At 67.9% G+C, this 14,002-nt stretch carries 7 protein-coding genes; all 7 read right to left on the reverse strand.

Features of this window, described 5'->3' with window-relative positions:
* Nucleotides 1–1,134: 1,134 nt before the first annotated feature.
* A complete protein-coding gene (locus IF04_RS36835) occupies nt 1,135–1,950 on the reverse strand; it encodes an HNH endonuclease (protein ID WP_051831818.1) in 816 nt (271 codons plus the stop codon).
* Nucleotides 1,951–2,012: 62 nt separating this feature from the next.
* A complete protein-coding gene (locus IF04_RS0134240; protein WP_030267216.1) occupies nt 2,013–3,551 on the reverse strand; it encodes an AAA family ATPase in 1,539 nt (512 codons plus the stop codon).
* Nucleotides 3,552–3,713: 162 nt separating this feature from the next.
* Complete coding sequence (locus IF04_RS0134245) at nt 3,714–5,957, reverse strand: DEAD/DEAH box helicase (protein WP_030267219.1); 2,244 nt, start codon at nt 5,955–5,957, stop codon at nt 3,714–3,716.
* 166 nt (nt 5,958–6,123) lie between these two features.
* Nucleotides 6,124–7,206, reverse strand: a complete 1,083-nt coding sequence (locus IF04_RS0134250) for a Wadjet anti-phage system protein JetD domain-containing protein (RefSeq protein ID WP_245654599.1) — start codon at nt 7,204–7,206, stop codon at nt 6,124–6,126.
* On the reverse strand, nt 7,203–11,702 hold the full coding sequence (locus IF04_RS0134255; RefSeq protein ID WP_030267225.1) for a coiled-coil domain-containing protein: 4,500 nt from the start codon (nt 11,700–11,702) through the stop codon (nt 7,203–7,205). Before IF04_RS0134255 ends, IF04_RS0134250 begins: the two co-directional genes overlap by 4 nt.
* Nucleotides 11,703–11,708: 6 nt before the next feature.
* Nucleotides 11,709–12,515, reverse strand: a complete 807-nt coding sequence (locus IF04_RS0134260; protein ID WP_030267227.1) for a hypothetical protein — start codon at nt 12,513–12,515, stop codon at nt 11,709–11,711.
* A complete protein-coding gene (locus IF04_RS0134265) occupies nt 12,512–13,951 on the reverse strand; it encodes a hypothetical protein (RefSeq protein ID WP_245654600.1) in 1,440 nt (479 codons plus the stop codon). Before IF04_RS0134265 ends, IF04_RS0134260 begins: the two co-directional genes overlap by 4 nt.
* Nucleotides 13,952–14,002: the final 51 nt, after the last annotated feature.

Here is a 14,002-nt window from a genome sequence, read left to right on the forward strand (position 1 = left end):
GGCCCTGACGGGCCGTTGGACGGGCCTGACGGCCCGTCAGGGGTACTGTCGTCGTGCCTGACGGCACGACAGTATGTCGAGTTCGGGTGTTGGCCCTGGCGGGCCAACTCCTCTGGTTTCCTTGGGGATTGGCAGGCCTGGCGGCCTGCGCTGGCTAAGGGGTGTGTCCTCCTGCCTGGCGGCAGGAGGGGGCCTGACGGCCCGTCAGGGGTGCTGTCGTCGCGCCTGACGGCACGACAGGTAGTTGGGCCTCTCCCCTCCCCCTAGCGGGTTCCTGGTGCCGGCGCCTATCGGCGCCGGTGATGTCAAAACCGTGGTGTTACGCAAAGTTTCGGGTTCGCTCCCCTGTCGGGGGAACTCTCCTGGTGCAAAGCGGGGGAAGGTTTTCCTGCACGCGGCTGTCACGCGGCAGAGCCTCTGATGTCCTCGGTGGTGTCAAGCCCCTTCGTTGAATGGGCAGTTACTGTCTAGTGTCGGGAGGAAAGATCGGAAAGTTTGCGGTGGAGGCCAGGACAGGTGAGCGGGGGCAGCACGGCGGGCAGGCAGCGGAGGTAACTCTCAGCGCAGACACGCTTGGAGGCGTGGGTGCGGAGCGGGGGCCGGTGTGTGCTGTGCAATGCGTATCTGCTTGAGGGCCCGATGTCGGCGCGGACGTTGCACCTGGGCGAGTTGGCGCACATCGTCGGGCAGGGTGTCGGTGCACGGTCGCCTCGGGGTGGGTATCCGCTGGATCCCGGTCTGCGGGACGAGGCCGACAACCTCATGCTGCTCTGTGCCAATCAGCACGGTGAGATCGATGCTCAGGGGGCTTTGGACGTCTTTACCGTGGAGCGGCTGCGTCGGTTGAAGCAGGAGCACGAGGATCGGATCCGGCATCTGACAGGGACAGCACCGGTTCCCACTGTTCTTGGAGTCGTATGCGCGGCATGGCGTGGAGATCGATCTGCGGCAGATTCCCGGGGGGGCCTCCTGTGCCATCCCGAGGACGCGATGCGTGCTGCGGGCCAGGAGTCGGGCGCACTACGAGCAGGCTGTACGGATCATTGACGACGTGCTTGAGCATCGGTTGCGCACGGGGGTGGAGCAGGATGCTGTGCAGCATGACAGCTCGGCCCGACCTGACTGGGATTGCGATCACACATCGGGGTGGAGCGTCTGTTCCTCGTCCAGTCCTTTGGTGAGGTACCAGTCGCTGTCGGCCAGAGCGAAGTGCAGGGCCGTCTCCCAGGCGTTGGGGTTGCTCTGCATCCAGCTTTCGGCATCTTCGCGCAGCGTCTCACGCAACAGTTCCGCACCCATGTCGAGCAGTTGTCTGTGCCGGTGGCGTCTGCCGGCAAGGTGCACAGCGGCCTTCAGCCCATACCGCCTGTCCAGGTCGTACTCGATGAAGTGGTGTTTCACGCGGACTGCCAACTCGTCGGACCACTCCGGGAGCGCCTGGACGCTGAAGCGCACTGCGACGGGGGTCGTGGGCAGGATCTCGGCGACGAGCCAGCGTCCCTGGCCGAGCTGGTCGAAGTAGGGATGCAGCGGCTGGGTGTCGGGCGAGCCGGGAACGGCCGGCCCCTTGTCGTGGTTGCAGTGCATGCACGCCGGGACGAGGTTGATCGGCATGATGGAACACAGCGGGAAGTGGGCCTTGGGCAGGTAGTGGTCGAGCGTGTCGACCTCGCCTATGCCACACAGCGGGCAATTACCGTACAGCGCCCGCGCCTTGATGCGATCGTAGAGGGCACGGCCTTCCTTGCGGGTGACCATCCCCAGATCGTAGATGCGCAACAGAGCTTGCTTGTCGGGATCCGGGTTGTCGTTGGTGTGTCTGCGCAGGCCCGGCTCGGTCAGCAGCCCGTGCAGGTCTCCGTCCTCGGCTCGGCGCTGATAGCTGGCCTCCGCGGTCTGCATGTCCACCAGCCGGTCGCGCAGGCGCGTTTCTTCCGCGTCGTCGCGCATACCAGTGCAGCAGACGTCCAGGGCCTGCGTGACAGTCGTCTCGGGGCGTCGGGGCCAGTGCATCAGGCCTGCCGTTCACGGCTGCGCATGACCGTCATGGCGCGCAGCACCGCCCGGGCTTCGGAGCCCAGTCCAGTGAACTCGGCAACGATCTCCTCGTAGGACAGGTCCTGTTCAACGAGCTCGGTGAGAGTGGCGTGGTAGCCGGTGGCGGTCGCTTCCAGACCGAAGGCCTCGTGGGTCAGCTCGCCGACGTTTTCGCCGTAGGTCTCGCGCTCGGGGCGCTCGGCGGTCAGAACGTTGCCGTAACGGCGCAGCTTGTACACGCAGGAAGCGGGGATCTCCTGCAGGACCACGGGCGAGTGAGTGGCCATGACAGCCATGCCGTTGCGATCGGTGAGTAGATCAGTAAGCGTGCGAATGAGGGCACTGAGCAGGGGCGGATGGAGGTGAATCTCGGGTTCGTCGATGAGGACGAGGGTCTTCTCGGTGACGGTCTCGATCAGCCGAGTCACGATCAGCAAGGCGATCCGGTGGCCGGAGCTCAGCGAGAAGAAGATATCGAGGAGTGTCTCGGTCACATGTACCTGGTCGGCCGAGCGGATCAGGGAATCGATGCGGTCGCGGTGCTCGTCGAGGAAGCCGGAGGCGGAGTAGCTGAGCGTTGCGATGGCTTGCTGCCATCGCTGCCCGCGCGCGCCGATGCGGCAGACGAAGAAGCTGCGGACGAACTCCATGGCCAGTTCGTCCTCGGTCTTCAGACGAACCTGCCCGGCGGGGGCGTCCTCGGAATCCGGTGAGGGGTCGTCCAGGACCTGCAGCCCGATATAGGTGAAAGGCAGGGCGGTAGGGCTGGCCGGCTGCTGGGCGTAGAGCTTGTCGAACGGGCTGAAGGAGACAGCCACGCAGTTCGTGAGGTCACCGGTGTCGGCTGACCGACTCACTTCGATCTCCCCCGCAGCGACGCGGTGGGCCAGGTCGCGCAGCAGACTGGACTTGCCGACACCGTTGCGGCCGATCAGGGCGTGCAGGTTGGTCGACGGCCGGGAGCCGGGCTCCGCCCGGAACTCCAATGTGGGCGGCGCCGAGTCCGGGTCGGTGGCGGGTGCCGTGTAGGACCACTCGTAGGGCAGGATGCGCTGGCGTCCGCCGGCAATCTCGCAAAGCCTCTCCAGCTCGGTCCGGCCGGTGCCCCTCGTCAGGGACTGCCGGAACACCCTCAGGTTCTCCACTTCCGGGATCAGTTCGGGCTGGTAGGCAATGTCCCGCAGGCCCGTCAGTACGTCACGGCGTGCGGACTCCGGCAGCGTGTTGAGCACCTCGTAGTAGGTGTCCTGGTGGGCAAGGCTGAAGTAGCCCTCCGGCAGCGTCTCGAACCGTGAGGGCATCCGGCTGGCCGTGGCGCGGAAGTCCGGATCGGTCTCCATGTCGGTGTGCGCGATCCGCACGAACCCGACCTGGAGCAGGCGCCCGTCATCCCTGCGGACGTACAGCTCGAACGTGGTCACATGGCTGTAGTCGTCCCAGCTGTCCTTGATCAGGAATGCGCCGTCCTGGTTCGGCGTCGGATGCTCCCGGAACTCCAGGACGGTGAACAGCACGGTGCCCTCATTCTCCAGCGGTCTCGGGACCGAAACGATTCTGCTTTGCGTCTCAGCTTAGACACCCGGCAATGGATGCCTCCGCGGGCGGGCGCCTGGGTTCACGCACAAGCGCGCTCGGGCTGCTCTGGGCCGGCCTGTCTCCTGCGCGGGACACAGATTTCACAGGCCCAGCTCGGCCAGGGCGGCTTGACGCTGCTCGCTGAGATTGGAGCGGCGCCGTTTGATGTTGCTGAGCCACTGCCCGAGGCGCACCGTCTCGCCGTTGATCTCCTCGACATGCCGCTGCGGCACCTTGAGATGGCCTTCGCGCTCGCGGAAGGCCCGCGCGGCGGCCAGGCCGCGTTGGAAGGTGTGTTCCCGGTGTGATGCGGCGTTGGCGGCGGGACGGGAGTCCGGTAGGTCGAGGCCCAGGTCCTTGAGAAGGCGGTGCTGGGAGGGGTGGAGACGATTGGTGCGGATCTGCTGGGCGGCGAGCCAGCTCGTGTTCGTGGTGGCGCTGTTGTCGTCCATATGCTGTCGGGCGGCGTGGTAGGCGCGTTGCCAGGTGATCGGCCAGGGCGGGTTCCACCACGGGTCCAGGGCGGTGAGGGCAGCGGCGCGGTCGGGGCCGGGGGTGCGGGCGCGTTGGTCGGCGAGCCAGCGGCCGAGGGGAAAGCCGTCGTGGATGGTGTCGACCGGTGCGGCTAGGTGGCCGTGGGCGGCGGCGTAGGCGGTGGCGTGGGCGAGGCCGCGGTCGAAGGCCTGCTGGCGGGGGTTCCAGATGATGTCCAGGCGGTTGAGGGCGCGGGTGCGGGCCGGGTCGAGGGTTCCGGTGGTGTGGAGGTGGCGTTGCCAGGCGAGCCAGCGTCCCAGGGGGTAGCCGTGGGGGTCTTCGTAATCGGTGGGGACGTCGAGGTGGTGGTGGGTGCGGTGGTAGCGGCGGGCGGCGGTCAGCCCGCGGCGCCATTCGGCGCTCTTGGGGGCGAGCACTCGCAGGGAGAGGGCGAGGGCGACTTCTTCTGTCTGGGTGGGGCGGTCGAAGCGGAGCCAGGCTTCGGGGTCCTCGGGGGGTGCGGTGGGGCGGTGGGTGCGGGGGTCGGCGAGGCGGGCTTCGAGGCGGTCGTCGTGGGCGCGCAGGGCCTGGATGGTGTGCCACAGGGGGGTGTAGGCGTCGGCGCCGAGGAGGTCGTCGGGGTCTTCGTCGGGGGTGAGGTAGACGGGGACGACGAGGGTGGCCTTCTTGCCGGCGCCGGGTTGTTGGCGCAGGGCGCGGCCGACGGCCTGGACGGTGTCGACGGGGCTGTTCTTGGGGTCGGCGAAGACGACGGCGTCGATGGCGGGGACGTCGATGCCTTCGCCCAGGACGCGGGCGTTGGACAGGACGGCCGGGGTGTCGGCGGTGTGGGAGGCGAATTCGAGGAGGAGGCGGCGGCGTACTTGAGGTGGGTGGGTGCCGCTGATCCAGTCGGCCCACAGGTGGGTGGGGCGCAGGCTGGTGGGGAGGGTGGCGGCGGTGGTGGTGAGGGTGGTGGCGAAGGCGCGGGCGTCGGCGACGCGGTGGTGGAAGGTCAGTACGCGGCGCAGGTGGTGGTCATGGATGGCGCGCAGGGCGGCGACCTGGCGGCCGGCCAGGCGTAGTCCGTCGATGCCGGCGCCGGGGGCGGTGGCGAGCCAGTCGCGCAGGTCGGTGTCGGTGATGACGGGGACGAGGATCTGGTAGTCGGCGAGCAGGCCGAGGTCGATGGCGTCGGAGAGGGTGAGGCGGTAGGCGACGGGTCCGAAGAGGGTTTCGTCGTCCATGGAGGCGGCCCCCTCTCCCCCGCCGTTCCCGTTGCTGCTGGTGTCGGTGGTGTCGTCCCAGATGCGGGGCGTGGCGGTGAGGTAGAGGCGGCGGGCAGCGGGGAGCTGATCGTCGTGGTGGACGGCGGCCCAGGCCTTGCCGAGGCGTCCGGCGGTGCGGTGGGCCTCGTCGACGACCGTCAGGTCCCAGGCGGGCATCTGGTTGTCGCGGTGGGCGGCGACGACGGCGGGCAGGGAGGCGTAGGTGGCGTAGACGGTGAGCGGTCCGGGGCCAGCTTGTGCGGTGAGGGCGGCCAGTTCGTCGGGGTTCGTGGTGAGAGGGACGTCGGCGCCGAGGGGGTGGTGGTCGAGGACCTGGCGGGCGGAACAGACCGCGATGGCGGAGCCTTTGCGGCCGGCCTGGCGCCAGGAGCGGACGGTCTGGGAGAGCAGGTCCAGGGTAGGCAGGAGGACCAGGACGCGGCCGCGGGGCGCGACGCGGGCGGCGGTGCGCGCGGCGATGAGCGTCTTGCCGGTGCCGCAGGCGGCGATGACGCTGGCCCGCGGGCGGGTGCGCAGGGCGCGGGTGACGGCCGCGACGGCGTCCTTCTGGTGCGGGCGCAGTTGGAGCTCGGCGGGGGCCATGGGTGTGGTCGCGTCCTCTTTGGTGTGGCGGCGCTATCGACGAGTGCGGTGGGTGTGCAGCGTGGGGAGTGTAGGCGCGGTTACGGGTGTCTGGCGGGGGTGTTTGTGGCTCGCCAGGCGTCCGTGTCTGGCGCCGGTCGGGAGTGCGCGGGTGGGAGGGGGGCTTTCATAGGTCGTCGCGCCATGAGTGGTCCTTTTGCAGGAGTGTCGTTCCGGTAGCTTCTTGGGCCAGCCGGTTCCCGGCGGTGAGGATGTTGGTCGCTCGGTGGCGCAGGGGTTCGGGCAGCCATGCGGCACGTCGTTCGGCGGCCAGGGGGTCGGCTCGTGTCGGGGCCGGGCCTCGGATGTCTTGTTGGAATAGGAGCTGGTAGAGGCCCAGGGCTGGGCGGATGGGTGGGAGTCCCGCTGCTGTGCCTGATGCGTTGGCTCGCTGTGGGATGGTGAGTCCGTCATCGTCGAGGTCGCCGTAGTAGGCGATGTCTGTGACGTCTTTGAGGTTTGCGATGCGGGTGACGGACGCTTCGAAGGCGTGGCCTCCGCCGAATGCCACGTAGCCGACGTGTCCCGGGTTCTCGGCGAGGAGTGTGCTGATGGTTGCGTAGGTGTCGCTGTTCTCGATCACGAGGATGATTCCGCCGTCACCGGTGCGTTCGTAGGCCAGGGGTGGTGGGACCCTCTTGGCGAACAGGGTGGGCAGGGTGAGGCGTTCCGGGGCGAAGAGCGTGGTGGTGATCAGTGCGTCGAGGCGCTTTTCGTCGCCGAAGATTTCCAGGGAACGTTCGCGCATGGGGATGGTGGTCCGCTGGGTGTTCTCGTCGGTGTCGCGGAGCCAGCGGTTGACCGTCTTGAGGGTTTCGATTTGGGCGGTGGTGAGTTTGGTGGTATTCGCCCAGGCCAGCTCCCGGCGCCACATGAGAGGTGCTGCGCGGACGGGCCTGGGTTCTGTGGCTTTGGGGGGTGTGGGCAGGCGGAGCCAGCGTGGCAGGGGTGGCTGGGCGTGGTCCCATCCGTCGCGGGTGCGTGGGAGTTCGATCAGATGGTGGTCTGCGAGTTCGTCGAGCAGGGCGGACAGGGCGGGCCGGCCTTGGGTGGTGCCGGCTGTCTCGGGGCAGGCATGTGTGAAGGCCTCGAGGATCGTGGCCTGCTCGATGCGGTGTTCCGTTCTTGAGGTCAGGGTGGTGGCCAGGCAGGCTGCTGGTGGTGACAGCGGGTGCTGGTCGGTGTCCGCGCTGGTCTGGTTGTCGCTCATTGGTCGCTGGCCATCTGGTCGTGGTGGTTTTCCTGCTGCGTGGTGCGGGTGTCCTTGAATGGTGTGTTGGGGGTGCGGGGTTTCACCAGCAGGCGTGCGGCAAGGAGTTGGCCGGTGGCGCTGTTGTCGTCGGCCGGTGTGTCGCGGGCGAGGTGGTCGGTCACGTGCAGGTGGCGTGTCCCGCTGCGTTGGTCGGTGTCGTTGCGTAGGCGGATGCACAGGGGGAAGGTGGCCAGTACGCGGTCTTCCATGTTGCCTGTGGTGTAGATCAGTTGGACGCCGAGGGCGGCGGCCATGTTCATTTGCAGGCTCAGCAGGTAGCTGGCGTTCGCCTTGCCGATCGGGTTGTCGAGGACCAGCATTCCTCCCAGGCGGCTGGCGCTGCGGGCTCCGGTCCGGGTGCTGCCGCGTAGTGCGGCGAGTGTGCAGTACAGCATGATCGCGCCGGTGAGTTCCTGGCCGCCGGAGAACACTTTGCTCATGTCGCTGATGGAGGCGTACTCGGCGCGGCCTGTGGCGTCGGGCTTGAGGATCTCTACCTTGAAGTCGCGTGGGACCGCTGCTCTCACGCACCGCAGGACCAGGTCGCGGCCGGGTAGGTGGGGCTGGGTGCGGGCGTTCTCGTCGAGGCTCTCGGCGATCCGTACGGCCAGGACCTGTGGTTCGGGAGCGCTGAAGCCGATCTTCAGAATTCTCTGTTTGGCCCATACTCCCGCGCCTTCGGGCAGGCGCGAGAGCCGCTCGGCCTTTTCCAGTAGGGCCAGCGCCTGGCCGGTGTGGTGTTTGAGCTGGTCGATCAGCAGGTTGCGGTGGCGTTCGGAGTCTTCCAGGTCGGTGGTCAAACTGGCAGCCCGACCGCCGAGCTCGGCTGTCCACCGGTCGGCGCGTTCGATCAGGGACGTGGTGTCGATCTCCGTGAGCTGCTGGTAGATCGGCGCCTTGAGCTTGGTGAATCGGCCCTGGTTGGCCGTTTCGCGGAATTCCAGGACGGCCTCGTTGACGCCCTGATTCGCTTCGTGCAGTAGGTCGGTTGCGGTGCTGTGGGCGTGGATGGCTTCGTCGGCAGCCTGCTGTGCTGCGTCGGCGGTTCCGGTGAACGGGCTGGCGGAGGCGGGCAGTTTCAGTCTGCGGGTCGCGGTGGCAAGGCTACGGTTGACGACGCCCATCTCACGTGCGGCAGCTTCGTTGGCGCGGACTTTGCGCTCGGTGGACCGCTGTGTCTCCATCGCTGTGGTGAGCAGGGCTTCTGCTTCTCTCAGAGCGGAAGCTGCCCGTTCGGTGAGAAGCGTGCCTTCGGCCGGGGTTGGAGGCACCCAGTCCTCGTTGAGGCTGGTCCACGGTTTTCCGTTGCGCTGGCTGGCAGCTGCTGCTTCCGCTTCCAGCTGGCCGCTGCGCTTGTCCAGGTTGCGGAACTGGGTCTCCAGGTCTCTTACGTTGCGGCCGAGGCGCCGCTTGGTGGCCTCGATGGTTTCGGTGCTGCCTGCCTGTGCGGAGGCGGCCAATGCTTCGGCTCGGGCCACTGTCTGGGCCGAAGCGCCGCGCAGTTCGGCTTCGCAGTCCGTGGTTTCCTTCTGTGCCCTCTCGACTCGGCGGCGTAGGTCCTCGCCGACTTCCACGGCGCGGAAGCCCTCGGCAGCTTCCTGGTAGGAGATCTCCAGCGTGGCCAGGTCGTACTCGCCGGGATCGGGGGTGAGGGGTTGGTCTCCGTGGACGACCTGGGCCAGCCGGGCTTCATAGGCTGTGGCATCGCGGCGCAGCGACTCTGCCTGCACGGCGTATTCCGTGGCGCGGTCGCGGAGTCGGTCAGCTTGCTCGCACAGCTCCGCAGCTGCTGTGCGGTGTTGTTCGGCCTCGGCATTCAGTGTTCGGATCTTTGTGCGGTTTGTGTCGGCCTCGGCGGCGTCGTCGGCGAGGTGACGGATGGATTCGGCGTCGCGGGCGGTGTCCCCAGCGATCTGTTCGGCGTCCGCGATGGTGGGGGCTAGTTCCGCCAGGGTGCTGGCGGCGTGCCGGTAGGTTTCGCGGGCGGTGTCGAGTGCGGACGTGGCGTTGGTGGCCTCGGCCTCTCGGGCGGTCGCGACGGAGCGCAGTTGCCCGATGTGTCCTGCCGGGTGGTCGCGCAGCCAGGTGGTGAGCCGGCCTTCTAGTTGAAAGGCGGCTGTTTGTCGTTCGGTGTATGTGTGCTGGGCGCGGCGGCGGTCTTCGATGCGGGTTTCGGCTTGTTCTCGCAGCTCGGCGGCAGCTTGGACGTCATGGAGGGCGGGGGTCGGTTCGACGACGAATCCGCTGCTGGGCTGGGGAAGTTCTGTCTCCAGTGGTTCGGGGGTGGAGACGAGCACGGCTGCGTCCGGCAGCTGCGGCATCTGTGCGAGGAGGGTCCGTGCCTTGTCGAGTGTTTCGTGGTCGGGCACTACGATGCCGTCGGCGACTGCGGGGTGGGCTTGGATCGTTGCCGCATGCCGGTGAGGGTTGACCAGCTGCTGCAGTGCGTTCCAGCCCGCGGTGGCGGTGATCTGGTGCTCGTCCAGCAGCTTGAGGAGGTCTTCGACCTGTGGGCGCGGCGGCATCAGTGCTTCGCCCTCGACGCTGAGAGCGGCGAGGAGTCGCTGGTCTGCCTGTTCTTCGGCCCGCAGCACATCCAGGTGACGTGTGGCCGATGCTTGTGCTGCGGCGGCCAGGTTGCGCAGTGTGGGGGCGTTCTCTTCCAGCCACTGTGCGGGGTCGCTGCCGGGTACGTCCTCGTCACCGTCGAGTTCGGCGAGTTCACGCAGCAGGGGTCGGGCGACGAGTTCCGCTGCGTCCTTGTGGGTGTCTTCGACCGCTTGTTGCGCGGTCTGCGCTGCTTGGCGGGCTTTGACTTCGGGCTCGATCAGCTTGTTCGCGGCCGCGTCGAGCTGGCGGGTCTCCTGCTCAAGCTGCTGGTAGTGCTCGCGTTGCTGCGTTGCTGCGTTCTCGCTTTCGGTGGCCTTGGCCTGCAGGCGGACATCGGCTTCGGCGACGGTTTCGTCTTGGGCCAAAAGGCCGGTCTGACGGGCTTCTTCGAGGCGCGCGTCCACCTGCTCGATGTGTTGGCCGAGCAGTTCGGCTCGGACGGTGCACGCGGTGGCCTGTCCCTGCCGCTCGGCCGCATCGCCTTGTGCCGTGGCTGCTTCGTTCTTGCAGGTCGAGACCTCGTCGTCCATGTGGTCGGCCTGCTCCACGCACTGCTGCCTGCTGCTGTGCAGGGCTCCGGCGAACAGGGCGCCGGCCTGGTCACGGTGGAGCCGGGCAGTTCCAGCAGCCTGTTCGGCATCGTCCAGGAGTTCGCTGGCGACCCGGTACTTCTCGCGTGCGGCGGCTGCTTTCAGGACCTTGGGAACGACCGCCCAGGCAGCCAGCTCGTCGCGTTCGGCAGTCAGCTGTTCCTCCGTCCGGGACAACTCGGAGCTGGCCGCGTCGAGGCGCAGCACCCGGGTCTGGCGGCGCACTTCCTTGTGGAGCAGTTCGGCCTCGTTGCGGGCCTGCTGCTGTTGCTCGGCGTCCGACTTCGCTGCTGCGTATTCCTTGCGGAGCGTGGCCAATTCCGTGTCCGCGTGCTGGACGCAGGCACCCACTTGTACTGCGAGCTGTCCCAATGTCGTCGCGGCGTGTTGGGCGGCCGCCGCCTGTGTTTTCTGCTCGGTGCGCCGGCGGGCCAGATAGTCGGCGGCTGTGGCCATGGCGGTGGAGAAGTCGCGGTCCAGCAAGAGTTGCTCGCGACGGCCGATGTTTTTGGCGTAGGCAGCGAAGGCGTCGCCCAGCTCGGTGAAGTTCTCGGCGTCCATCGCCTTGCTCAGCAGCCAGTGAACGAACTGCCGGCCGGTGGTGGTCTTGAATGCTTCGGCCGCGTCCCCCTCGTCGACGTTCATGGCCTGCTGGACCGCGAACAGGTCTGGTTCCAGGCCGAGCCGCCGCAGGTGCTTCTCCCACTCCCCCTGCCGCTTTTCAACCTCCAGGCGGAGCGTCTTGTCATCGGCGTCCAGCCGCCGAAGCGCGTCCTGGTAGGCGTTCATCCGCAGCCTGCGCCCGGCCTCGGCGAACGGCAGCGTGACCAAGGTCGTTTCGGCGTTGGGGTTGAGCGAGTAGAACGTCCGCTCCACCGTGCCGTCTGCGGCCGGGGTCAACACCTGTCCGGTCACCAGCGTTTCGCCGGTGCGGACATGGACCCATTCCAGGGCCACGTGCGAGGGGGCTGCCGCGGACACCACATAGGCGCGCAGCGCCTCGCGGCCTTTGCGGGACTGCCGCTCGGGCAGCACGGTGGACAGCAGCATCCGGATCAGCACGGACTTCCCGCCTCCGTTCTCCAGCACGAGCAGGGTTGCCGGTGCGGGACGCTGGAGCAGTTGGCCTGCTGTGGGGATCAAGGTGGTGACGGGGATCGGCGAGCCGCCCTCGGACAGGTCCAGCAGGACATCGTTGTAGCGGGCCGCGCTCGGGCCGATGTTGTACAGGCGGATGCGGTTCAGCTCGTACATGTCGGGTCACTCTCCTCGCTCGGCTGAGGGCGGCGGCGTTGTGAGGGCGGTGGTGATTTCGGGGCTACTGAAAGCGGGGGACCCGTCGGGGCCCACGGTGATGCCGAGCTCGGCCAGCTGGCCGAGCATCTGTTGCCCGGCCAGCTCCCGTACCTGGATCTGGTAGCGGGCCGTGGTGGTGTAGGTTCCGCCGTTCTCCTTGCCGGCGCGGCGCAGCATCCCGTTGTCCGCGAGGTATTCGGCGACCCGCTTGATGAGGGCGTGCCTGCTCTTGGAGTGGGCGCGGTCGTCCCCGGTGGAGGAGACGGGATTGCGCCGCTGGTAGTAGCGCCATAGCTGCATCAGGTCCGGGTGGTCGGCCGGGACTCCGTCGTCGGTGTCGGCCTCGGCGGCTTGGCGTTCCAGTTCCTTGGTGGCCCGCTCGACCATCTCGTCGACGTGGCGGACCGTGATGCGGCCGACATGGGAGGGGTCGTCCAGGTCTTCGGGGCGGTAGTAGGCGAGCGCGGCGATGGCCAGGTGGGCCAGTGCCGCGATCGGCCGGTCGGCGGGTCTGGTGATGTGGTCGGTGACGCTGACCGCGAACTGGGTTTCGGCGGTCGCCCCGAGCACCAGTCCAGCCCGGGGGTCGACGGCGATCACTGTGAGGTCGAAGCCGCGTGCGGCGGCGTGCAGCAGCCGCGCAAAGTCTTGGTCGGTGCGGCAGCGGTCTACGAGCGTGGCGTACTCGGCGTTGCGGCGGGGTGTCAGCCCCGGTTGGAAGCCGAAGGCGAGCAGCCGGTTGACGGCTGCGGTGTCGTCGGGGTTGTTCATGCAGCGCCCTCCTGGAGGCTGTTGTCGGTCGGCGGGATAGCGGTGGCTGGGCCGTGGACGACGAGCAGGTCGTGGCCGGCGAACCGGGCGTCGTCCAGTTCGTGGTCGTCGGCGAGGGCTGCCAGGACGGTGCCGTGCTCGGGGTCGTGGTGCGGGGCGCCGAACAGGCCGAGTACGTGCAGGGCCAGCAGGTGGTCGAGGTTGCCCTGCCCGGTGGGAATGCCGTGCCGGCGGGCTGCGTCCAGGAGTTCGGACAGGCGGGTGCCGTCGGTGTCGGTGTGCTGAAGCAGTGCTGTGACGGCCGTGTACTGCTCGTCGGAGAAGGCGGAGTCGTCTGGTGCCTCGCCGAATTCGGGCTCGATGATCAGGCCGTCATCGCCGTCGGGTTCGGTCGGCGGTGTCATCAGGCCGGTGATCAGGTCGGGGAGGTAGATGATCGCCGGTCGGTGTGGTGGGGTCGCTGCGGTGGCGAACGTGTCAAGGAGCGGGTACGCCTGCCGTACCGGCAGTTGCAGGGCCGGTTCGAGGAGTTGGCGTTCGAGGGCGACGTGGGCTCGGCTGGGGGGCGGCACGAAGCTCTGGCGTTCTTGTTCGGCACGGAACCGTTCGCCGACTTCCTGCAGGTTGGCCTGGAGTGAGGCGTGTCTGCGCAGGCACTCCTCCAGGATTGCGATCAGCTCGGCGGCCTGGGCCGGGGTGGTGTCTTCGGTGCTGTTCTCCATCATGCGGACGAGGTTGTCCTTGATGGTGTTTTCGGCGTTGATGCGGTCCTCGATGTGCTCGAGTGCTTCGGTCTGCATGCTCTGCACGTCACGGACCCAGTCCACCGAGCGGATGTCCCGGCGCATGCCTTCCAGGCGGGAGCGGATGTGTTCGGTGTATTGCACGGTGCGGCGCAGCGCCATTTCCGCGGCACGGTGGGCGTCGGTCAGCCGTCCTCGGCGTACCAGGGCCTCCAGTTTGGCGTCGGCGGCGACCTGTTCGGAGGCGATGTCGAGGTCGACGGCTCCGACGAGGACAGAGATCGCTTCGTTGGAGGCGCGCAGTCGTGGCCGCCCGTCGGGTCCGGGGACTTCGCGCAGCAGCTTGAAGGGAAAGGTCTGCGTGGTGTAGCTGCCGTGGAGGACGATGCCGTAGTCATGGCTGAAGTCTCGGTCGACGGTGCCGACGTTCAGCAGGCTGTCGAGGACCCAGCGGGCCACGGCAGTGTGTTCGTCGCGGTCGCGCTGCGGCATCTGCAGCCCTGCGACGCGTGCCATGGCGGCCACGATGTCCTCGTGGCGTGCACCGTCGTCGAAGTCCATCTTCAGGGTGACGGTGTCGATGGCGGTGAGCGCCAGTTCCTCCATCTGGTAGCCGGTCCACTCGCGCGAGGCGAGCAGGGACTTACGGCGTTCCAGGTCGAGGACCGGGTCGGCGACCGCAAGTGCCTTCACACGGGTTGCCAGTCCCAGCGTGTCGCGCCCGTGAGGTCCCGCTTCAGACAT

Source organism: Streptomyces violens, from assembly GCF_000717745.1.
Classification (GTDB): Bacteria; Actinomycetota; Actinomycetes; order Streptomycetales; family Streptomycetaceae; genus Streptomyces; species Streptomyces violens.

What these genes read in the sequence shown, in the direction of transcription:
- IF04_RS0134255 (WP_030267225.1), bottom strand. Translation starts at nt 11,702, where the DNA reads ATGTACGAGCTGAACCGCATCCGCCTGTACAACATCGGCCCGAGCGCG.
- IF04_RS0134260 (WP_030267227.1), bottom strand. Translation starts at nt 12,515, where the DNA reads ATGAACAACCCCGACGACACCGCAGCCGTCAACCGGCTGCTCGCCTTC.
- IF04_RS0134245 (WP_030267219.1), bottom strand. Translation starts at nt 5,957, where the DNA reads ATGGCCCCCGCCGAGCTCCAACTGCGCCCGCACCAGAAGGACGCCGTC.
- IF04_RS0134250 (WP_245654599.1), bottom strand. Translation starts at nt 7,206, where the DNA reads ATGAGCGACAACCAGACCAGCGCGGACACCGACCAGCACCCGCTGTCA.
- IF04_RS36835 (WP_051831818.1), bottom strand. Translation starts at nt 1,950, where the DNA reads ATGCGCGACGACGCGGAAGAAACGCGCCTGCGCGACCGGCTGGTGGAC.